General features: G+C 67.1%; 20 protein-coding genes. 12 read left to right on the top strand and 8 right to left on the bottom strand.

Going from position 1 to position 20,861, the window contains the following annotated elements:
* Positions 1-43: 43 nt before the first annotated feature.
* Positions 44-745 carry an MgtC/SapB family protein gene (locus tag E6C76_RS03020; RefSeq protein ID WP_136346769.1) on the bottom strand — a complete coding sequence of 234 codons (702 nt, stop codon included), beginning with the start codon at positions 743-745 and terminating at the stop codon, positions 44-46.
* Between the two features lie 181 nt (positions 746-926).
* Here E6C76_RS03020 and E6C76_RS03025 point away from each other — a divergent pair, with 181 nt between their 5' ends.
* The 12 genes from E6C76_RS03025 to E6C76_RS03085 all read left to right on the top strand — a co-directional run bounded on the left by E6C76_RS03025 (position 927) and on the right by E6C76_RS03085 (position 15,026).
* Positions 927-1,688: a GntR family transcriptional regulator gene (locus E6C76_RS03025; protein WP_136346770.1), complete on the top strand. Its 762-nt coding sequence runs from the start codon at positions 927-929 to the stop codon at positions 1,686-1,688.
* A 169-nt stretch (positions 1,689-1,857) separates the two neighbouring features.
* Positions 1,858-3,267 carry an ABC transporter substrate-binding protein gene (locus E6C76_RS03030; protein ID WP_136346771.1) on the top strand — a complete coding sequence of 470 codons (1,410 nt, stop codon included), beginning with the start codon at positions 1,858-1,860 and terminating at the stop codon, positions 3,265-3,267.
* Between the two features lie 7 nt (positions 3,268-3,274).
* A complete protein-coding gene (locus E6C76_RS03035; RefSeq protein WP_136346772.1) occupies positions 3,275-4,135 on the top strand; it encodes an ABC transporter permease in 861 nt (286 codons plus the stop codon).
* The gene (locus E6C76_RS03040) at positions 4,132-4,980 is read left to right on the top strand and encodes an ABC transporter ATP-binding protein (protein ID WP_136346773.1); all 849 of its coding nucleotides are present in this window, start codon (positions 4,132-4,134) and stop codon (positions 4,978-4,980) included. Before E6C76_RS03035 ends, E6C76_RS03040 begins: the two co-directional genes overlap by 4 nt.
* A gap of 52 nt (positions 4,981-5,032) precedes the next feature.
* Positions 5,033-6,760 (top strand): fumarate reductase/succinate dehydrogenase flavoprotein subunit, encoded by a 1,728-nt coding sequence (locus tag E6C76_RS03045; protein WP_136346774.1) that lies wholly within the window; start codon positions 5,033-5,035, stop codon positions 6,758-6,760.
* Between the two features lie 15 nt (positions 6,761-6,775).
* Positions 6,776-7,009 carry a 4Fe-4S dicluster domain-containing protein gene (locus E6C76_RS03050; protein WP_136346775.1) on the top strand — a complete coding sequence of 78 codons (234 nt, stop codon included), beginning with the start codon at positions 6,776-6,778 and terminating at the stop codon, positions 7,007-7,009.
* Between the two features lie 7 nt (positions 7,010-7,016).
* Complete coding sequence (locus tag E6C76_RS03055; RefSeq protein ID WP_136346776.1) at positions 7,017-7,982, top strand: HEAT repeat domain-containing protein; 966 nt, start codon at positions 7,017-7,019, stop codon at positions 7,980-7,982.
* Positions 7,979-9,319 (top strand): 4Fe-4S binding protein, encoded by a 1,341-nt coding sequence (locus E6C76_RS03060; RefSeq protein WP_230976144.1) that lies wholly within the window; start codon positions 7,979-7,981, stop codon positions 9,317-9,319. Before E6C76_RS03055 ends, E6C76_RS03060 begins: the two co-directional genes overlap by 4 nt.
* A 174-nt stretch (positions 9,320-9,493) precedes the next feature.
* On the top strand, positions 9,494-10,030 hold the full coding sequence (locus E6C76_RS03065; RefSeq protein WP_136346777.1) for an RNA polymerase sigma factor: 537 nt from the start codon (positions 9,494-9,496) through the stop codon (positions 10,028-10,030).
* Between the two features lie 61 nt (positions 10,031-10,091).
* Complete coding sequence (locus E6C76_RS03075; protein WP_211090085.1) at positions 10,092-11,231, top strand: FecR family protein; 1,140 nt, start codon at positions 10,092-10,094, stop codon at positions 11,229-11,231.
* Positions 11,232-11,400: 169 nt separating this feature from the next.
* The gene (locus E6C76_RS03080) at positions 11,401-13,809 is read left to right on the top strand and encodes a TonB-dependent siderophore receptor (RefSeq protein ID WP_168734223.1); all 2,409 of its coding nucleotides are present in this window, start codon (positions 11,401-11,403) and stop codon (positions 13,807-13,809) included.
* 71 nt (positions 13,810-13,880) lie between these two features.
* A complete protein-coding gene (locus E6C76_RS03085) occupies positions 13,881-15,026 on the top strand; it encodes a YncE family protein (protein WP_136346779.1) in 1,146 nt (381 codons plus the stop codon).
* 570 nt (positions 15,027-15,596) lie between these two features.
* Here E6C76_RS03085 and E6C76_RS03090 read toward each other — a convergent pair.
* The 7 genes from E6C76_RS03090 to E6C76_RS03120 form a co-directional block, all read right to left on the bottom strand.
* Positions 15,597-16,415 (bottom strand): MetQ/NlpA family ABC transporter substrate-binding protein, encoded by an 819-nt coding sequence (locus tag E6C76_RS03090; RefSeq protein WP_136346780.1) that lies wholly within the window; start codon positions 16,413-16,415, stop codon positions 15,597-15,599.
* A gap of 48 nt (positions 16,416-16,463) precedes the next feature.
* Positions 16,464-17,126 (bottom strand): methionine ABC transporter permease, encoded by a 663-nt coding sequence (locus E6C76_RS03095; protein ID WP_136346781.1) that lies wholly within the window; start codon positions 17,124-17,126, stop codon positions 16,464-16,466.
* Positions 17,119-17,976 (bottom strand): methionine ABC transporter ATP-binding protein, encoded by an 858-nt coding sequence (locus E6C76_RS03100; protein ID WP_136346782.1) that lies wholly within the window; start codon positions 17,974-17,976, stop codon positions 17,119-17,121. The genes E6C76_RS03095 and E6C76_RS03100 overlap by 8 nt, the downstream gene beginning before the upstream one ends.
* 222 nt (positions 17,977-18,198) lie before the next feature.
* Positions 18,199-18,876, bottom strand: a complete 678-nt coding sequence (locus E6C76_RS03105; RefSeq protein WP_136346783.1) for a helix-turn-helix domain-containing protein — start codon at positions 18,874-18,876, stop codon at positions 18,199-18,201.
* Positions 18,873-19,817 (bottom strand): serine O-acetyltransferase EpsC, encoded by a 945-nt coding sequence (gene epsC, locus E6C76_RS03110; RefSeq protein WP_136346784.1) that lies wholly within the window; start codon positions 19,815-19,817, stop codon positions 18,873-18,875. Before epsC ends, E6C76_RS03105 begins: the two co-directional genes overlap by 4 nt.
* 38 nt (positions 19,818-19,855) lie before the next feature.
* The gene (locus tag E6C76_RS03115; RefSeq protein WP_136346785.1) at positions 19,856-20,407 is read right to left on the bottom strand and encodes a cupin domain-containing protein; all 552 of its coding nucleotides are present in this window, start codon (positions 20,405-20,407) and stop codon (positions 19,856-19,858) included.
* A gap of 126 nt (positions 20,408-20,533) precedes the next feature.
* Positions 20,534-20,737: a hypothetical protein gene (locus E6C76_RS03120; protein WP_136346786.1), complete on the bottom strand. Its 204-nt coding sequence runs from the start codon at positions 20,735-20,737 to the stop codon at positions 20,534-20,536.
* Positions 20,738-20,861 lie beyond the last annotated feature (124 nt).

Below are 20,861 nucleotides of genomic sequence, written 5' to 3' on the forward strand. Positions count from 1 at the left end.
CCTGGCAACGGGCCTTGCTCCCTTTTTTTCGCATGCCGGAGAATCAGTCCCCGGTGGGCGAGATGCGGAACGAGCGCACCCGCTCGTCACCCAGCAGGTGATCGGACAGCGCACGGGCGCTCGCCTCGTCGGAAGCGCGGATGACCATGCGGTACTCGAAGCTGGCGCCCTCGTCGTCCAGCCGGTAGCTGAGGTTGTGCACAGCGAAGCCGTGGCGGGTCAGCAGTCCGCGCACCTCGTCCTCGCCGGGCACTTCGCTGCGCTTGAAGCGCAGCATGCAGTGCGCGTAGGACTGCGAAGGCATGCGCGCCTCGATCCAGCGGAACCCCGACAGGATGCCCAGCGTGAACAGCGTGGCCAGTATGGCGGGGAAGTGGAAACCCACGCCGAACAGGATGCCGATGGCCGCCGTCATCCAGATCGACGCGGCGGTGGTCAGCCCGCGCACGCTCAGGCCTTCCTTGAAGATCACCCCCGCGCCGAGAAAGCCGATGCCGGTCATGATGCCCTGGGCCATGCGGGTGGGGTCCGTGCGCACGGTATCGAGCGGAATGCCCGGCAGCCATTGCCACTGGAACAGCGTCACCAGCATCAGCAGGCTGGAGGCCAGGCACACCAGCGTGTGGGTGCGGAAGCCCGCCGGGCGCGCGTGATAGCTGCGCTCCAGGCCGATGGCGGCGCCGGCGGCGAGCGCGGCGCCCAGATGGATGGCAACGACCGGGTAATCGGTAAAGCTGGTGTTCATGGGGATGCTCCATGCCGGCCATGGGGTGCGTCACCCGTTTCGACGCTGCCACAGGGTATTCCGTTTGTCGCGCGGCCGCATTCCGCATTTTTGGAAAATTCTAAGCAGAACTTCTTCGTTTCTCCCCCGATGAGCGCACTTTAGACTCCGGCTAACTTGTCATTACAAGTCATGCCAAAAAGTGCAAAGCAAATCAAAACTCGAACTCGTCAGCGGCGCGCCGACGCCCTTGTACACCCAGCTCAAGGATCTGCTGCGCGGGCGCATCCTGGACGGCAGCTATCCGCCGCACAGCCGCATGCCCTCGGAACATGAACTGTGCGCGCACTTCGGCGTGAGCCGCATCACCGTGCGCCAGGCCCTGGGCGACCTGCAGAAGGAAGGGCTGATCTTCCGCATCCACGGCAAGGGCACCTTCGTCTCGCGCCCCAAGGCCTTCCAGAACGTCACTTCCCTGCAGGGCTTCGCGGAGGCGATGTCGTCCATGGGCTACGAAATCCTCAACCGCGTGCTGGACTTTTCCTTCGTGCCGGCCGATGCGCGCATCGCCGAACGCCTGGGCATCGCCGAGGGCGACGAGGTGGCGGCGATCCGCCGCGTGCGCCTGCTCAACCGCGAGCCGGTGTCGCTGGAGCTGACCTGGATTCCGTCGCCGCTGGCACGCCGTCTGGAGCATGCCGATCTGGTCACCCGCGATGTCTTCCTGATCCTGGAAAACGACTGTGAGACGCCGCTCGGCCATGCCGACCTGGCCATCGACGCGGTGCTCGCCGACGACGAACTCACCGAGGCGCTGCGCATCGAGGAAGGCGCGCCGGTGCTGCGCATCGAACGGCTGACCCACGACACGGCAGGCCGGCCGATCGACTTCGAACACCTGTATTTCCGCGGCGATGCCTTCCAGTACCGCCTGCGCACCGACCGCCAACGCAATGGAGCCTGACATGCCCGAGGCAGCCCAGATCAGAACGTCCTGTCCCCGCGTGCGGTGCCGCTGTCCGCTCGGCGCCGCGCGGCGTGATGCCCGGCCCTGCGGCCGGGTGTCCGGCGTCCGGTGTCGGTAGGCAAGTTCAACCCACTCGGCAACCCATCACCGCATTCAGGGGATATTCATGAAAATCGGAGCATTGCTCGCCGGCGCGGCTTTATCGCTGACCGCGCTCACGGCCTCGGCGCAGACCATTCGCGTCGCCATCGGCACCCAGGACACCACCATCAATTGCGCCACCGCCGGCCTGCTGGTGCGCGAACTCAATCTGCTGGAAAAGTATTTGCCGCGCGACGGCAAGTACAAGGACGTGAAGTACGACATCCAATGGAAGAACTTCACCTCCGGGCCGCCGCTGACCAACGAGATGGTCGCCGACAAGCTCGACTTCGGCGTGATGGCCGAATTTCCCGGCACCCTCAACGTCACCGCCTTCCAGCGCGCCGGCAAGCGCAGCTTCTTCATCGCGCCGATTTCCGGCAGCGTGATCGGCAGCGGCAACGGCGTGGTGGTGCCGGTGAATTCGCCCGTGCAGTCGTTCGGCGAACTCAAGGGCAAGACCATCTCGGTGCCCTTCGGCTCCACCGCGCACGGCGTGCTGCTGCGCGCCGTGGCCGCGCAGGGCTGGGACCCGGCGCGCGACGTGAATCTGATCTCGCAGGCGCCCGAGGTCGGCGGCTCCGCCTTGCAGGCCGGCAGCATCGATGCGCATGCCAACTTCGTGCCCTTCCCGGACCTGTTCCCGTTCCGCGGCTTCGCCCGCAAGATCTTCGACGGTTCGCAGACCAACGCGCCGACCTTCCATGGCGCGCTGGTCAATGCCGAGTACGCCGAGAAGTATCCGGAAGTCGTGGTGGCCTATCTGCGCGCGGTGCTGGAGGCCGAGCGCCTGTTCGTCGCCGAGCCGGAAAAGCACAGCGAACTGATCGCCAAGGTCGCCGGCATCGACGCCGAGGTGAACTACCTGTTCCACGGTCCGATCGGCCTGCAAACGCGCGACTACACGTGGAAGCCGGAGTTCTACAGCGCCATCGAGACCGCCATCAGCACGCTGCGCCTGCTCGACCGCCCGGTGGCCGATCTGAAACCGCAGGAACTGGTCGATGAACGCTACATCCGCGAGGCCTACCGGCTCTCCGGGCTGGACTACGAGGCGCGCCTGAAGGTGTACGACAAGCTGCCGCTGCAGGCCAGGGACGCGGCCAGCGGCGCGCAGATCACCGACTTCAAGAACGCCGCGCACCTCTGGCTGAAGGGGGAGCCCGGCGCGCGCCACTACGCCTCCCCGCAAGCCGCCCTGGCCGCGCTGAAGCAGGCCGAGGCCGCTGGCCAGGAAGCCCGCGTGGTGTTCGTGCATGACCGCAACACCGGGCTGAAGCTGTTTGCCAACCAGGCCTGGTACGTGCGCGACGGCAACGGGCTGGCGGCCTTCCTGCTCAAGGACGATGCCGAGGCGTGGGCCAAGTCCCATGGCGGCAGCGTGAATTCCTTCGCCGATGCGAAGAACGCGGCGGTGGCCGTCGCCAGCCGGTGAGGCGCAGATGAGCAGCGCGAAACTCGAACTCGCGCCGGCCGTGCCCCTGTCCCCAGCCACCGGCGGTTCCAGACCGCCGGCCTGGCTGGGGCCGGCACTGCGCTGGCTGCTGCGCCTGGGCTCGCTGGTCGCCTGTGTGCTGGTCTGGGAGTTTGCCGCCGCCAGCCGGCTGAATCTCGGCCTGGTGACTTTCGCCAACGTGCCGCCGCCCAGCGAGGTGGGGCCGGCGATCTGGAAACTGGTCAGTTCGCCGAAGTTTTCCAACCACGTCGGCGCCAGCCTCACCCGGGTGTTTTCCGGCTTCTTCGCCGCGGCCCTGGCCGGCGTGCTGCTCGGCCTGCTGGTCGGCCGCTCGCGCCGCCTGGAGGACGTGGTGATGCCGCCGCTCGAAGCGCTGCGGCCGATTCCGGCGGTGTCGTGGATTCCGTTGGCGATATTGATGTTTCCGTCCTCGGAGCTGTCGATGATCTTCATCACCTTCATCGGCGCGCTGTTCCCGGTGCTGCTCAACACCGTGCATGGGGTGCACGCGGTGGACGGCCGCCTGGTGGCCGCCGCGCGCAGCCTGGGCGCCGGGCGCATCGCGGTGCTGCGCGAGGTGGTGCTGCCGGGTGCGGCGCCCAGCATCGTCACCGGGCTGACCATCGGCATGGGCACCTCGTGGTTCTGCCTGGTCACCGCGGAAATGATCGCCGGGCAGTACGGCATCGGCTACTACACCTGGGAGTCCTACACCTTGCAGAACTACGCGGACATCGTCGTCGGCATGGTGTTCATCGGCCTGTTCGGCATGGCCAGCAGCGCCGCGCTGCGCCGCCTGGGCGCACTGGCCACGCCGTGGTACCGGCTGCGGGAGAAGCAATCGTGAATACCACCGCCACCCCGCAGGGGAACATCGAAATCCGCCATCTGGACATCCACTTCGGCCGCGGCGCGGCACGCTTCCAGGCGGTCAGCGACGTGGACATCCAGGTGCCCGGCGGGCAGTTCGTCTGCCTGCTGGGGCCGTCGGGCTGCGGCAAGTCCACCGTGCTGGGCGCGCTGGCCGGGCATCTGGCCCCCAGCCGGGGGGAATTGCGCCTGGACGGCGAGGCGATTTCCGGGCCGCACCCGGAACGCGGGCTGGTGTTCCAGCACCACACCCTGTTCCCGTGGAAGCGGGTGATCGACAACGTTGCCTTCGGCCTCAAGATGAAGGGGCTGGCACGCGCCGAACGCGAGGGCAGGGCGCGCGAACTGCTGCACCTGATGGGCCTGGAAGGCTTCGAGCGCCACTATCCGGCGCAGCTCTCCGGCGGCATGCAGCAGCGTGTGGAAATCGCCCGCTCGCTGATCAACCGCCCGCGCGTGCTGCTGATGGACGAACCCTTCGGCGCGCTCGACGCGCAGACCCGGCTGCTGATGCAGGAACTGCTGCTCGACGTGTGGACCCGGGTGCGCACCACGGTGCTGTTCGTCACCCATGACATCGACGAGGCGCTGTTCCTCGCCGACCGCATCCTGGTCATGAGCGCCCGCCCGGGACGCATCATCGAAGACCTAGCGGTGGATTTCGCCCGCCCGCGCGACGCGCTGCTGACCACCACCGAGGACTTCAACCGCCTCAAGCGCCATTGCATGGACCTGCTGCACCACGACCGCGGCGAACGGGTGCTCGAACGCCTGTCGCCGATCGGCGAGGCCAACGCCAAGTCATTGAGCTTCGCCGTCTGAACGCGCGGCGGGTCCGCCCGCCGCGCCCAACCCCCAATGGAATGACCGAACCATGGAAACACGCCATCTCGAAGCCGACGTGCTGGTCATCGGCGGCGGCACCGCCGGCCCCATCGCCGCCATCAAGGCCAAGGCGAAGAACCCGCAATTGAAGGTGCTGCTGCTCGACAAGGCCAACGTCAAGCGCGCCGGGGCCATCGCCGAAGGCATGGACAGCGTCAACAACGCCATCGTCCCCGGCTTCGCCACCCCCGAGCAGTACGTCAAGGAAATCACCATCGCCAACGATGGCATCGTCAACCAGGCGGCGATCAACGCCTACGCGGTGCGCAGCTACGCCATGATCCGCGAGCTGGACGAGTGGGGGGTGAAGTTCGAGAAGGACGAAACCGGCGACTACGCGGTGAAGAAGGTGCACCACCTGGGCGCCTACGTGCTGCCCATGCCGGAAGGCTACGACGTCAAGAAGGTGATCTTCCGCCAGTTGCGCAAGCACGGCGTGCAGGTCTCCAACCGCCTGGTCACCACGCGCCTGCTGGTAGGCGAGGGCGGGCGCGTGGCCGGGGCGATGGCGCTGGACTCGCGCAGCGGCGAATTCGTCGTCATCCGCGCCAAGGCGGTGGTGCTGTGCACCGGTGCCGCCGGGCGGCTGGGCCTGCCCAGTTCCGGTTATCTGTTCGGCACCTACGAGAACCCCACCAACGCCGGCGACGGCTACAGCATGGCCTACCATGCCGGCGCGGAACTCTCCGGCCTGGAATGCTTCCAGATCAATCCGCTGATCAAGGACTACAACGGCCCGGCCTGCGCCTACGTCACCGGTCCGTTCGGCGGCTACACGGTCAATGCCAAGGGCGAGCGCTTCATCAAGAGCGACTACTGGAGCGGGCAGATGATGCTGGAATTCTGGCGCGAGCTGGAAGGCGGCAACGGCCCGGTGTTCCTCAAGCTCGACCACCTTGCCGACGAGACCGTGACCCGCATCGAGAACGTCCTGCACATCACCGAACGCCCCACGCGCGGGCGCTTCCACGAGGGGCGCGGCACCGACTACCGCAGCGACCTGGTGGAGATGCACATCTCCGAGATCGGCCTGTGCGGCGGGCACAGCGCCTCCGGCGTGTGGGTGGACGAGCACGCGCGCACCACGGTGCCGGGGCTGTATGCCGCCGGCGACCTGTGCAACGTGGCGCACAACTACATGCTGGGCGCCATGGTGTATGGCCAGATTGCCGGCGAGGACGCGGTGGACTTCATTGCCGGCAAGGATTTCGCCGGCTTCGACGAAGATCAGGTGGCGCTCGAACGCCAACGCGTGTTCGCCCCCCTGCTGCGCGCGGACGGCCTGCCCCCCACCCAGGTGGAATACAAGCTGCGGCGCATGGTCAACGACTACCTGCAGCCGCCCAAGGTCACCCGCAAGATGGAAATCGGCCTGCAGCGCTTTGCCGAGATCCGCGCCGACCTCGCCCAGTTGAAGGCGAACAACCCGCACGAACTGATGCGCGCCATGGAGGTGTACGCCATCCTCGACTGCGCCGAACTGGCCGCGCAAGCCTCGTTGTACCGCACCGAAAGCCGCTGGGGTCTGTACCACTACCGCGTCGAGTACGAAGGGCGCAACGATGCCGAGTGGTTCGCCTTCGTGCAGGTGAAGAAGGGTGCGGACGGCCGTCCGCACTGCTTCAAGCGCGCAGTGCCAGCGTATCTGTACCCCATCGATGCCTCCGAGCGCGACGCCTACGACCGTCTGCGCTTCGAAGAGCCCGCAACCGTCTGATCAGGAAGCCGAAGCATGTCCGTCCTCGTCAACCAGAATGTTGTCTCGGTGATCGTCGATCACGACAAATGCATCGCCGGCAAGGGCTGCCGGGTGTGCATCGACGTCTGTCCCACCGACATCCTTGCGCTCGACCAGGAGGACGGCAAGGTGAAGATGGTGTACGACGAATGCTGGTACTGCCTGCCTTGCGAGCACGACTGCCCGACCAAGGCCATCCACGTTGAAATCCCCTACCTGTTGCGCTGAGGCGGGCATGCCGGAGTTCGAGGATCATCCCCTGCTCGGCGGACTGGCCGGGCTGCTCGCCCACGCAGACCCCGAAGTGCGCCGCATCGCCCTGTTGCAGGCCGCCGAACTGGTGGACGCCGACGACGTGGCGGTATTCGTCCACGCCAGCCGCGACGCCGATCCAGGCGTGCGCCTGGAAGCCCTGCGTGCGCTGGAAGGCAGCGCCGCGGCGGACGGCGTGGCCGCGCTGCTCGGCGGGCTGGCCGACCCGGACGCCGAAGTGCGCGAGGCCGCCGCGCTGTCGTTGGCCGAAATCCGCGACCCGGCGGCCGGCGCCGCACTGGTCGCCGCCTTCGACGGTGCCGGCTCCCCGGCGCGCGCGGCCATTCTGGGCGCGCTGCGCAAGCTGCGCGTAGCCGAGGCGCGGGCGCCGGCGCTGGCGGCGCTGGCCGACCCCGCGGCGGAAACCCGCCGGCAGGCGGTGGGCGTGCTGGCCTGGCTGCGCGACCCGGCGGCCTTGCCCGCGCTCGCCGCCGCCCTGAGTGATGGGGCCGCCGAAGTGCGGCGCGCCGCCGCCGGCGCCTTGAGCTACGCGGGCGGGAAGGCAGCAACCGTGCTGCCCGCACTGCTCGGTGCATTGGCCGACGAGGACTGGCAGGTGCGCGAGGAAAGCGCGGAGACGCTGCGCAAGCTGGGCCATGCGGACGCCGCCGGCGGGCTGATCGCCGCGCTGCAAAGCGATGCGTTCTGGCAGGTGCGCCTGAAGGCCGCCTCCGCGCTGGGCGCCCTGCGCGCCGTTGCCGCCGTGCCCGCCCTGGCCGGCGCGCTGGAACACCCGGTCAGCAATCTGCGCAAGGAAGCCGCCGCCGTGCTCGGCGCCATCGGCGCCGCGGATGCCGCGCCGGCGCTGCGCGCCGCCCTGGACGACCCCGACGTGGACGTGCGCAAGACCGCCGCGCACGCACTGGCCAGCCTGCGGGCCGCGCAGTGAGCGTTCCGGCGGCGCGCCAACCGGGCGACGAACGCAAGGAGGTTCTCGGCGCGGCCCTGCGCGCGTTCGGCGACACCCTGCGGCGCCGGCAGGACGTGGTGCGCGCGCTGCAATGGGGCTTCGTCGCCCTCTATCTGTTCCTGCTCTTCGTGCCGCTGCTGGCGCCGCTCGCACCGGCCCACGGGGCCTTCTTCGCCCGCGTCGCGCACTGGGCGGAAGCTCTGTTCTGGGGCTTCTGGTGGCCGGCGGTAATCCTCAGCATGATGCTGTTCGGCCAGTTCTGGTGCGGGGTGTTCTGCCCCGACGGCGCGCTGACCGAATTCGCCAGCCGGCGTGGCCTGGGGCGCAAGATCCCGCCATGGATGCGGCGCGCGGCGTTGCCGCTGGCATTGTTCGCGCTGATCGTGGTGTACGAGCACCTGAGCGGCGCGCGCCACAGCCACGGCGGCACGCTGCTGGTGCTGGGCACGGTGTCGCTGGGCGCCGTGCTCACCGGCCTGCTGTACGGGCGCGGCAAGCGGGTATGGTGCCGCTACCTGTGCCCCACGGCGAGCATCTTCTCCATGCTGGCGCGCTGCGCGGTGCTGCATTTCAAGGTGGATCGGGAAGCCTGGGACCGTGCGCCGCGCCCGCTGCCGGGCGCGGTGGACTGCCCGCTGCTGCTTGACGTGCGCCGCCTCAGATCGAACGAGAAATGCAGCATGTGCGGGCGCTGCAGCGGCCACCGCGACGCGGTGCGGCTGGCCTGGCGCGCGCCGGGGCAGGAGCTCGCCACCCTGGGCGACGGCGAGGTGCGCGAGTGGGAGGCGGTTGGCATCCTGTTCGTGCTGATCGGCCTGTTCTACGGCGCCATGCACTGGCAGGGCAGCGCCTGGCACGGCTGGCTGGCCGCTGCCCTTGGCGGGGCCGGAGGGTGGAGGGGCGGCACGGCGGCCGCGCTGCTCGCCATCCTGCTTGCCGCCGGCACGCTGGGGGGCACGATCGGATTACTGCTGCTCGCCGCCGCGCGCGGGCGTTACCGCGAGGCCTGCCGCCTCGCCTACGGGCTGATCCCGCTCGGCGGCGCGGGCCTGATGCTGGGCGCCATGGAGCATTCCTTCGCCATCCTGCGGCGGGCGGACGTGCTGCTGGATGCCACGCACCTGCATGCGCTGCGCGCGATGGTGCTGATGGTCGCAGCGGCCTGGAGCGTGGTACTGGGAATGCGCATGCAGCGTGCCGTTGGCCGCGCGCGTGGCTTCTATCCGATGAGCGTGCTGCTGCTCCTCATCGCCTATCTGTTCGCGCCGGTATCCCCGGCGATCCTTGCCGGACTGCAAGCTGTAGCGGCGGCTTGAAGACGGAATTGTTCAGAATGGGCTCGGGGCTCTGGAGCAGGGCGCTCTGTTCGCCTGCCATTTTTTCAGGGACAATAGGAATGGGAATGGTTCTCATTGTTTGATTGATCAGGTCAGCCACGTTTCCAGCCAGCCTGCCGTTGGATTCCTTCACGCCGAGCCGTCGGATATTTCGTGGTTACCCGCTATTACCGAGAACTGCTGGCTTTTTGCATCCGTGTCGTCCGCGACCGGGATGCGGCCGCCGATGCCGTCCAGGAAAGCTATGCCCGCTTCCTGAGCATCGAGCAATCCAGTGTCCCCGTCCTGGAGCCGCGCGCCTTGCTGTTCCAGACCGCGCGCCGCGTGATGGTGGACCAATACCGTCGCGGCAAGCTGCGCCTGCACGAGGATCTTGCCACCCTGGCCGAAGCCGAGCAGCCGAGGCTGCCGGCACAGCAGCAGCCGGAAGCGATCCTTGCCGGGAAGCAGGCTGTCGAGGCGTATGTGGCGGCCATTGCCGGATTGCCGCCGCGCTGCCGCGAGGTGTTCATCCTGCACGTCTTCGACAATCTGTCGCATGCGCAGATCGCCGAATGCCTGGGGATGACGGTGAGCATGGTGGAGAAGCACGTCGCCCGGGGGCGTTTGACCTGCCGTGCCTGCGAACGGGAAATCCAGGGCCTGCCCGCCCAGCCCGGGGCGGAAAGCAAAGGCAGGCAAAAAACATGATTTTCCCCTGCCGACGACCTGCGGTTTCGCCTGCTTCGTGCGACGATATATGTGACGCCCGATGAAATCCCTCGTTTTTTCCATGGCCAACACGACCCGCCGGCACGACCCCGATGAACGCGAATTCGACGATTATGCGTGTACGCAGGATGCCGTCGAACTCGATGCCGCGCTGTGGGCGACGCGTCGTGAAGCCGGGCTCGATGCTGCCGGGGAGGCCGAGTTCGCTGCCTGGCTGGCCGCCGATCCGGCGCATGCGGCGGCCTATGGGGAGATGACCCGGAGCTTCGAGCGCGTGCGCGCGCTGCCCGACGACGCGGTGCGGGCGCTCAGGGCCGGACTGGGCGAAAGCGCCGCCGGATCCGGTGCGTCCACCGCGCCTCCGGCGACGCCGTCGGCGCCTCGCCGGGGCTGGCTGGATGCGTTCGGCAGCCTGTTCCTCCCCCGCCTGGCGACGGCCGCCATCGTGCTGGCCGTGGCCGGCGGTGGCTGGCTGGGCTGGGCGCATTGGTATGGCCAGCCGGTGTTCACCGCCGACTATGCGACCGAACGCGGCCAGCGCCTGGCCGTCGATCTGCCCGACGGCAGCGCCCTCCTGCTCGACACCGCCACGCGCATCGAGGTCCGCCTGTACCGGAAACGCCGCGAGGTGCACCTGGCCGACGGCCAGGTCATGTTCGACGTGGCAGGCGACGGCGCCAGGCCCTTTGCCGTGCTTGCCGGCGCTGCCCGCGTCACCGTGGTCGGCACGCGTTTCTCGGTGCGCCATACGCAGGCCGGGCTGGCGGCGGGGCAGACCGTCGTCGCCGTCGAGTCGGGGACGGTCCGGGTCGCCGGCGACCGCCTCCTGCCGAGCGGCACGGCGGGCGTGGCGCTGACCGCCGGCCAGGGCGTCAGCGCCGGCCGGGGTGGGCAGTTGGCGCCGGTTGTGAGCTTTCCGGCCGAAGGCGTCGGCGCCTGGCGCAACAGCCGCGTCAGTTTCGACGACACGCCGCTGGCCGACGCGCTGGCCGAGTTCGAGCGCTACGAGGATACCGGCCTGGTGGTGCGCGATCCGCGGGTCGGTGCGCTGCGCCTGGGCGGAAGCTTCGACCTGCGGCAGGCCCGGACTTTTGCCCAGACCCTGCCGCTGATGCTGCCGGTCAGGCTGGAGCAGCGCGGCACCGAAACCGAGATCGTCGCGCTGGACCAAGCGGACTGACGCAAAAAAATTTCAGGTCGACCTGAGGGTTGTGCGGGCTCGTGCGACTTCAACAGTAGTAATTCTCGTTTCGATACTACTGTTTGGAGATCAACCCATGCGGCAACCGCGTTCCGCACTCGCGCCCCTGGCCCTCGCCATCCTTCTCGCAGCCGCTCCAGGCCAAGTCATGGCCCAGACGGCCGCAGCCACCCCGCTCGACATCACGATCACGGCGCAGCCGCTCGGCCAGGCACTCAACGAACTTGCCCGGCAGGCCGATCTGCAACTGCTGTTTCCGCCGGCGCTGGTGGCCGGAAAAATGGCTCCGGAAGTCGTCGGCAAGCTGACGCCGCGACAGGCGGTCGACCGCCTGCTTGCCGGCAGCGGCCTGGTGGCGATCCAGGAGGGGCAGGCCATCGTCGTCAGGGCCGTGCCGTCAGGCGGTGCCGGCACGATGCTGGAACCGGTGACGGTGACCGCCACCGCCGAACGCAATGCCAGCACCGAAGGCAGCGGCCGCTACGGCAGCAACGTCGGCACCACGGCGCTGCCGTTCAACGCGACCCTGCGCGATACGCCGCAATCGATCAGCATCATCAGCAGCCAGTTGATCGAGGACCGCAAGATCGACCGCCTGTTCGACGTCATCGAGCAGGCCACCGGGCTGTCGGTGAATCGCTATGAAAGCAACCGCGGCAGCCTGTTCGCACGCGGTTTCAACATCACCAACTATCTGATCGACGGCGCCCCCACCGGCATCAACGAACAGTGGAGCGCCGGCGAAGTGTTCAGCAACACGGCGATCTACGACCGCGTCGAGATCCTGCGTGGTTCGGATGGCCTGATGACCGGCGTCGGCAATCCGTCGGCAATCATCAACATGGTGCGCAAGCGGGCGGACAGCAAGGTGTTCAAGGGCTCGGTCTCAGCCGAGGTCGGGAGCTGGTCGCAGCGCGGTCTGACGGCGGACGTCAGCACGCCCCTGAACGCAAGCGGCTCGACCCGGGCGCGCTTCGTCGCCGATTACGAGGAGGGCAAAAGCTACATCGACCGCCTGAAGAACCGCGAGAAGATCTTCTACGCCACGATCGAGCAGGACATCGGCGACCGGTCGCTGATATCGGGCGGGATCAGCCGCCAGGACAACCATACCGGCAGCCCGACCTGGGGCGGCGTTCCCGCCTGGCTGGCGACCAATGCCAACGATGCCGTGCGCTCGAACTGGAGCCGCAGCAAGACCACGGCGCCGCACTGGTCGTACTGGGATGCCGACTACACCAACTGGTTCGTGCGCGGCGAGCACGACTTCGGCAATGGCTGGCAGATCAAGGCCAACTACACGCGGGGCGAGCGCAACTCGGAGGCGAAGCTGGCCAATTTCTACCAGTACGGCACCCTCCATCCCGTGCTCGGAACCTCCTTCATCCATATGGAGCTGTTCCCCGGTTTCACTTACAGCATGCCGATGTCGGGGTATGCCGGGCTGTACTATGTGGATAACGTCAAGGAAGACACCAACTTCCAGGTCGATGGCGAATTCCGGCTGTTCGGGCGCGATCACCAGCTGGCTTTTGGCTACGATCATTCCCGGGAAAGCCTGAAGACGATCGGCAATCCGGGGAATACCAGCGCCGCGGTGCTTCCCGCCCCGAACCTGCACACTTGGGACGGGCACGGCCATGAACCGACTTATGCCTATCCGGTGGGCGGTGGTGGCGTCTACATCGATCAGAAGGTCACGCAGAAAGCCTGGTATCTGGCCGGCCGGTTTTCGCTCGCCGAGCCGCTCAAGCTGATCCTCGGCACCCGGGTGATCGATTACAGCGTCGTCGATCACAAGGATCGCAACAACGATTTCAAGGCCGACAACGAGGTGATTCCTTATGCGGGCGTGGTCTTCGACCTGACCCGCAACCTCTCGGCCTATGCCAGCTACACCACCATCTTCGAGCCGCAGAGCAAGCGCGATGCGAGCAACAAGCAACTGGCGCCGATCGAGGGCAACACGCGCGAGATCGGTCTGAAAGGCGCCTTCTTCGACAATCGCCTGAACGCCAGCCTCTCCGTGTTCAAGATGCAGCAGGAGAACGTGGCGCGGGCCAGCGGCCTGATTCCCGGCATCACGCCGCCACAGACCGCCTATGTCGAAGTGGACGGGGTGGTCAGCAAGGGTTTCGAGGTGGAGATCGCCGGTGAAATCCGGCCGGGCTGGAATGCCAGCATCGGCTATGCCAAGTTCCGGGCCAAGACTGCCGACGGCGTCGAAGTCAATTCCCTGATGCCGCGCCAGCAGTTCAACGCCTTCACCAGCTACCGCCTGCCCGGCGCCTGGAGCGGGCTGACCGTCGGCGGCGGCGTCCGCTGGCAGAGCAGGACCTACGCCGATGTGCTGTTCCTGACCGGCAAGAAGCTGGAGCAGAAGGCCTATTCCGTCGTCGACCTGATGGCGCGTTACGAGATCGACAGGCAGTGGTCGCTGCAGCTCAACGTCAAGAACGTGTTCGACAAGAAATATTTCGCGCCGCCCGAAAGCGGCCTGGAAATTTTCTGGCAGGAGCCGCGCAACGCCAGCCTCAGCCTGAAGTACGAGTTCTGACGGGCCGACGATGAAGGTGCCGGATCGAACGGCAGCCGGCACGCATTCGTAATCGAACGTATGGGAGCATCATGTTCAAGCGTCGTTTCTATATTTCAGCACTGATCTTCGTCTTTCTTGCCCTGGGTGGCCTGGCGTGGTGGCTGCTCTGGTCGGGCGAGGCGGCGCAGCCGCTCTCGCCGGACAGGGAGCAAGGCGCACTTGCCGCCCCGGACGGCACGCTGAGCAAAGTGCTGTCCCATGGTCTCTACCAGGCCGTCCACAACCCCCGGGACGGATTGCTGTACGTCGCCTCGGCCGAAATGGCGCCCGACGTACGGGGCGGCACGATCTACCAACTGGACCCGCAGACCCTGGATGTCAAAGGGCTGATCCATACCGACGAAAAGAACTTCGGCCTGGCCCTGAATGCCGCCGGCGACGCCCTGTTCGTCACCAACAGCCTGGCCTCGGCCGTCACGCGGGTGGGCCTGTCGGACAAAGGCGAAGTCAGACGCACCCGCTTCACGGACAAGAGCCGCGACAGTTCCAGCCTGGGTGCGCGCACGGTACGCTACGACGCCGTGCGCAACCGCATCTACGTCGGCGGCGTGGGCGATCCCGGGGTCATCTGGGTACTGGACGCGGAGAGCATGGACCTGGTCGCCACCATCGGCGATGCGGGCAAGTGGGTGACCGGGCTGCTGCTCGACCCCGAGGCCGATCGCCTGTACGCGGCCAATGGCGACGGCGAGGTGCTCGTCATCGATCTGAAGGAAGACCGTATCGCGCAGCGCTGGAAGCTGGCGGGAGAGGCCGAGGCGCTACCGCTGAACTTCGCCCTGGACCATAAGCGCAAGCGCTTGTACGTCACGGAAACCCAGCACGAGAAGACCGTGTTCGTGCTGGATGCGTCCGATGGCAAGGTTCTGCAACGCCTGCCAGTGGGCGACGCCATGGATGTGCTCTACGATCCGGCGCGCGACGAGCTGTACCTGACGCATCGCGAGCAGGGCAAGGTGTCGATCCTTGACGGGGAGACGCATGCGGTCAAGGCCGCATACAGCCTGCCGACCCATCCCAACAGCCTCAGCCTGGGAGAAGGCGGCCAGTTGTACGTCACGGTCAAGGAGCCATTCAGGTTGTATACGACCCGGCAGAATCTGCTGGCCCCGCAGTACTACGCCAGTACGCGTGAGCGGGTGGTGCGTATCGATCTGGACAAGGCCGCTCGCTGACCGTGTGGGTGATTCCTGCAAATGAAATGACGGAAGTATCTGATCCCCCATTACTGCCGGCTTTCCAGATGGCCGTCCTTTGGTTTTCGAGAGGTTTTTTTGATGGCTATGCCAATTATGTAAATAAATATTCCTGATGGTATGGATATTATTGATCCAAACGCTGAAATGTAGTGCCAAAGAAGGGCTGTGTTTTCTCCAAGAATTGATGAAAATATTGACGTGAATAAAAATACAAAGATGGGGCCAAAAGCCACTGCAAAACCGATTCGCGTGATCAGAATGCCAAGAGATTCATTGCTCTCTTCGCTGGAAATGGCATTGGCGCGCGCGGGAGCTTCGCAGTGTCGACATGCCTCTGTATGAGGAAGGTTCGTTGCTTCGCACTCGGAACATTTCCATTTATATGACGGCATCTGCTTCCCGGCATTCGAGGTAACCAACCTGAGTGTGGATCAATGCGACAAAGATGAAAAGGCCTGTTTTTAGATGAAAAATGCGGAAGCCCGTCGTATAGACGGGCTTCCGCATTGCGTTGGCGCTGGCACCTTTGCGGTGCTGTCCGGAGGCTTACTGCAGCGTGGCCGGGCGAGCGTAGCCGGGGAAGTGCTTGTCCAGCACGTCCTTGAAGAACGGCGCCTTGAAGGCTTCCTGCAGGTCGGCGACCCACGGTTGGTCCTTGTCGGCGGTGCGCGTGGCGGCGACCAGCAGGTAGTAGTCCGGGGTCTTTTCCAGCGCGACGGCTTCGGTCAGCTTGAGGCCGGAGGAGATGGCGAAGTTGCCGTTGATCACGGAGAAGTCGGTGTCCTCCAGCGCGCGCGGCAACTGGGCGGCTTCCAGCGGGACGAAGCGCAGCTTCTTCGGGTTTTCGGCGATGTCGCGTTCGCTGACCTTCAGTGGATCGACGCCCGCCTTGGCCTTGACCAGGCCGTACTGTTCCAGGAAGACGAAGGTGCGTGCGAGGTTGGTCGGGTCGTTGGGCACGGCGATGCGCGCGCCTTCGCGGATGTCGTCGATGCTCTTGAACTTCTTGGAGTACAGGCCGAGCGGGGCGATGGGGCCTTGCACCACGTCCACCAGATCCAGCTTGTTCTTCTCGGCGAAGTTCTTCAGGTAGATGATGTGCTGGAAGTAGTTGGCGTCCAGCGAGCCCTGGGCGAGCGCGTGGTTGGGCTGCACGTAGTCGCTGAATTCGACCAGCTTGACCTTGTAGCCCTTCTGTTCGAGCTGGGGCTGGATGCCGCGCCTGAGCACTTCGATGTTGGAACCGGCGGTGGTGCCGATGACCAGTTCGCTCTTCTTGGCCTGGGCGTGCGCGGCCAGCGGGGAGAGCAGGGCGGTGCCGGAGGCCAGCAGGGCGATCAGCAGGTTGCGGCGGAAAGAACGCATGGAACGTTGCTCCTTGGGTAATGGCGATTGAGACGGTGGAAGAGGGGTTCAGCGCTTGTCGAGGCGGTGCGCGATGGCGTTGCCGCCGAACTGGATGATCTGCACGATGACGATCAGCAGGGCCACGGTGAGCAGCATCACGTCGGTCTGGAAGCGGTAGTAGCCGTAGCGGATGGCCAGGTCGCCGATGCCGCCGCCGCCCACCACCCCGGCGATGGCCGAGTAGGACAGGAAGCTCACCGCTAGCACGGTGAGCGCCAGCACCAGGCCGGAGCGCGCCTCGCGCACCAGCACGCGCCAGACGATCTGCAGTTCCGAGGCGCCCATGGCGTGGGCGGCCTCGATGACGCCGCGCGGCACTTCACGGATGGTCTGCTCGACCAGCCGGGCGAAGTAGGGGATGGCGGCCACCGACAGCGGCACGGCCGCGGCCAGCGGGCCGATGGAGGTGCCGGCCACGATGCGGGTGAAGGGCACCAGCGCGACCATCAGGATGATGAACGGGAAGGAGCGCACGGTGTTCACCACCCAGCTCAGCACCAGATAGGCGGGCCGGTTGGCCAGCGACTGGCCGGGGCTGAGCATGAACAGCAGCACGCCCAGCGGGCCGCCGAGGATCACCGCAGCGCTCAGGCCGATGCCCAGCATCAGGAAGGTTTGCCCGATGGCCACCCACAGTTCGGGCAGCAGTTCGATCAGCGAGTCATGCATTGGAGGCCTTCGGGAAGGAGATGACGGAGGAGGATTCGCTGCCGGCGGCCAGTTCGGCACGGCGGCGGCGTTCGCGTACCAGATCGGCCAGTTCGCGGCCCAGCACGCTGGTGCGTTCGGCGGAAATGTCCTCGATGGCGAACTGTTCGATGAAGCGGCCCTGCTCCAGCACGGCGGCGTGGTCGCACAGCTGATCGACCACCGGCAGTTCGTGGGTGACGATGACGATGGTCACCCCCAGCTTCTCGTTGATGTCGCGCAGGGTCTGCAGCAGCGAGCGGGTGGTTTCGCTGTCGAGCGCGGAGGTGGGCTCGTCGCACAGCAGCACCTCGGGGTGCGGCGCCAGCGCGCGGGCGATGGCCACGCGCTGCTTCTGGCCGCCGGAAAGGCGCGCCGGGTAGGACTGCAGCTTGTCGGAAAGGCCCACCAGCTCCAGGCATTCGCGCACCCGCGCGTCGATCTCGGCGCGCGAGTGGCGGCCGTGGATGCGCAGCGGGAAGGCGACGTTTTCATACACCGTGGCGTTTTGCAGCAGGTTGAACTGCTGGAAGATCATGCCGATGTTCTGGCGCGCCTCGCGTAGTGCGCGGCGACCCAGCACGGTGAGCTCGCGCCCGGCCACGGTGACGCGGCCGGCGTCCGGGCGCTCCAGCAGGTTGATCAGGCGCAGCAGGGTGGATTTGCCTGCGCCGCTCTTGCCGACCAGACCGAAGACGTCGCCCCGGGCGATTTCCAGCGAGATGGGCTGAACGGCGTCGAAACGGCCCCCATCCGGAAGGATGAAGGTCTTGCGCACCGAATCGAGCTGGATGATCGGAGTGCTCGGCGGGGAGGAGGCGGTCTGGGTCATGGCAATGGTGGAACGGGTGGCCGAAAGTTGTTGTTTACCCGCGCGGCGCGCGGGCGAAGGCCGAGTATCCGGAAATCCGTGTGGATATAGAACGAATAAAAATGGCTATCCTCATAACGGACGGGAATAAGTCTGCAAAAACGGAAGTCTTGCCGCGCATGGCGGACATGGAAGGCAGAGGCGGATTGTCCGAACAGGGGAAGGTGCTGCCCGCCGCGCCGTTCAGCCGTCCGCGCGCGGGTAGGTCTTCACCAGATAGAGCAGCGCGTCGCTGTCGGCCAGGTTGCGGAAGGCGTGCGCCTCGTCGGCGATGAACTGGATGGCGTCGCCGGTGGCCAGCGGGTATTCCTCTTCGCCGACCACCACGGCGACGGAGCCGTGCACCACCACCAGATTGGCGCGCGTGCCCGGCGGGCTGGCCGGCAGGTGCTCTTCGGCCAGGCGGCTCAGGCGCAGTTCGAAGAATTCGGTGCGCGTGGGCGGATCGGCCGGGAACAGCGCGCGGGTGCTCACCTTGCCGCGCGCGGAGAGCACCACGCGGGTTTCGGCGGCGCGCAGCACCACGTTGCCCGGCTCGTGGCGGGCGCCGAGGAAGCTGGTCACCGGCACTTCCAGCGCGCGCGCCACCTTGTACAGCACGGTGATCGACGGCACGCTGCGGCCCAGTTCCACCTGGCCGAGCATGGCGCGGCTGACGCCGGACAAGCGCGCCAGCGCGTCCAGCGAAAGCTGGTGCTGGGTGCGCAGGCGGCGCAGGTTGATGCCCACCGACTGGGCGATCTGGGCATCCGGGTCGGCGGCCAGGGGGGCGGCCGGGGCGGTGCGGCGGAACACCGGCGTGGCCGGCGCGGCGGTCTTCAGGGCCGCCGCCGAGAGGATGGGTTCGCCGAGCAGGTTCATGGGTTGGGCACCTCGTGCTGGGAATGCGCTTGGGTCACGTGGCTGCCGGGCGGTACGCTGCGGGTCAGCCAGACGTTGCCGCCGATGGAGGAACCCCGGCCGATGGTGACGCGGCCCAGGATGGTGGCGCCGGCGTAGATCACCACGTCGTCCTCGACGATGGGATGGCGCGGCAGGCCTTTTTCCAGGCCGCCGTCCTCGCCCACCGGGAAGCGCTTGGCGCCCAGCGTGACGGCCTGATAGATGCGCACGCGCTCGCCGATCACCGCGGTTTCGCCGATCACCACGCCGGTGCCGTGGTCGATGAAGAAGCTGTTGCCGATGCTCGCGCCGGGATGGATGTCGATGCCGGTCTCGGAATGGGCGATCTCGGCGATGATGCGCGCCACCAGCGGGGCGCCCAGGGCGTACAGGGTATGTGCCAGACGGTGGTGGATGATGGCCAGCAGGCCCGGGTAGCACAGCACCACCTCATCCACCGTGCGTGCCGCCGGATCGCCGCGGAAGGCGGCCTCCACGTCGGTGTCGAGCTGTTCGCGCACGCCGGGCAGGGCGTCGGCGAAGCGCTGCAGGATGTAGGCGGCCTGGCGGTCTGGATCGTTGCCCGCCTCGCCCTCGCGGCGCGCGTGGTTGTGCAGTTCCAGCTTCACCTCGTTGAGCAGGGCGTAGAGTGCCGCGTCCAGCGTGTGGCCGACGTAGTAGTCCTCGCTCTCCTGGCGCAGGTCGGCCGGCCCCAGGCGCATCGGGAACAGCGCGCCGCTGAGCTTCAGGGCGACCTCGCGCAGCGCCTCGCGCGAGGGAAACTCCCGCCCGCCCAGATGGCGGTCGCGCTGCTGGCCCTCGCGCCAGCGTCCGCGGATGGCCCGCAGGCGGGTGACGATGCGGTCCAGGTTCCAATGCACCGGGTCTTCGGCGGCTTCGGGGCGGTAGGGAGCGTTCATGTTCACCAGGCAGGGGCGGGGCGGTGGTCAGACCGGGGTCAGGCCGGGGTCAGGGCCGGATCGATGCGGTGGGCGGAGGGGATGGCCACCCATTCCTGCTGGGTGGCGAAGTAGCGCACCGCCTTCAGGCGCGGGTCGCTGCCCAGCGTGAACCAGTGTTCCGCGCCGCGCGGCACGTTCAGGTAATCGCCGGATTCCACTTCCAGCAGGGTCTGGCTGCCGTCCGCGGTGACGAAGCCGAAGTAGCCGGTGCCGCTGAGGATGTAGCGCACCTCGTCGTCCGGATGGCTGTGGATGGTGGCGAACTTGCGGCGCAGTTCGTCCAGCCCCGGCAGCGCGGCGTGGAATTCCACCAGATCGCGCGCGGCGTGGCTGCCCGGCGGCAGCCAGTCGGCCACGTGCGCGTCCACGGCGGCGAGCAGGGCGGCCTGGCCGTCTTCGTCGAGCTGGTCGTGGGCGAGCAGGGCATCGATCTGCGCGCCGCCGGGCGGCGGCAGGTGGCGCAGCTGCGCGCCCAGCCCGGCCACGGCGGCGGTGATCGCCGCGCGGTCGCGTTCTTCGCTGCCATTGGGGAAAATCAAACGGGCCATGAGGTTCTCCTTACCGTGAGGCGTATGGGGCGCCCTGGACGGATGCGTGTTCGGTGGCTGCCGTGCCGGGCGCTGGATGCGGGACGCCGGTGGAGTTTGCCATTCGCTGCGGGATTGCGTGCGCGCTCATCGGATCGCGGCCGGAATCGGACCGGCGGCGTGCGGGCGCGGTGGAGCGGCGGATTCGCCGGAACGCTCGCGCAGCACGGCCTCCCCGCGTACCAGTGCGCCGCCGCGGCTCAGCACATCGTCGCGGAAGCGCAGGAAACCGCCCGCGGGGCGGGCGTCCGCGTGGAGGCGTTCGGTGGCGGTGAGCAGGTCGGGGAGCAAGGGAGCGGATTGCCGGAAAACGTGGATGGGCGTACGTCGCACACGATAGACCCTGCTCGCCTCGTGGCGAACCAACAAAAATTCACAAGGAATTCTGATGGCGCGCATTGGCCCGGGTGCCGAC

Origin of the sequence: Pseudothauera nasutitermitis, assembly GCF_004801295.1 — a bacterium.
GTDB lineage: Bacteria > Pseudomonadota > Gammaproteobacteria > Burkholderiales > Rhodocyclaceae > Pseudothauera > Pseudothauera nasutitermitis.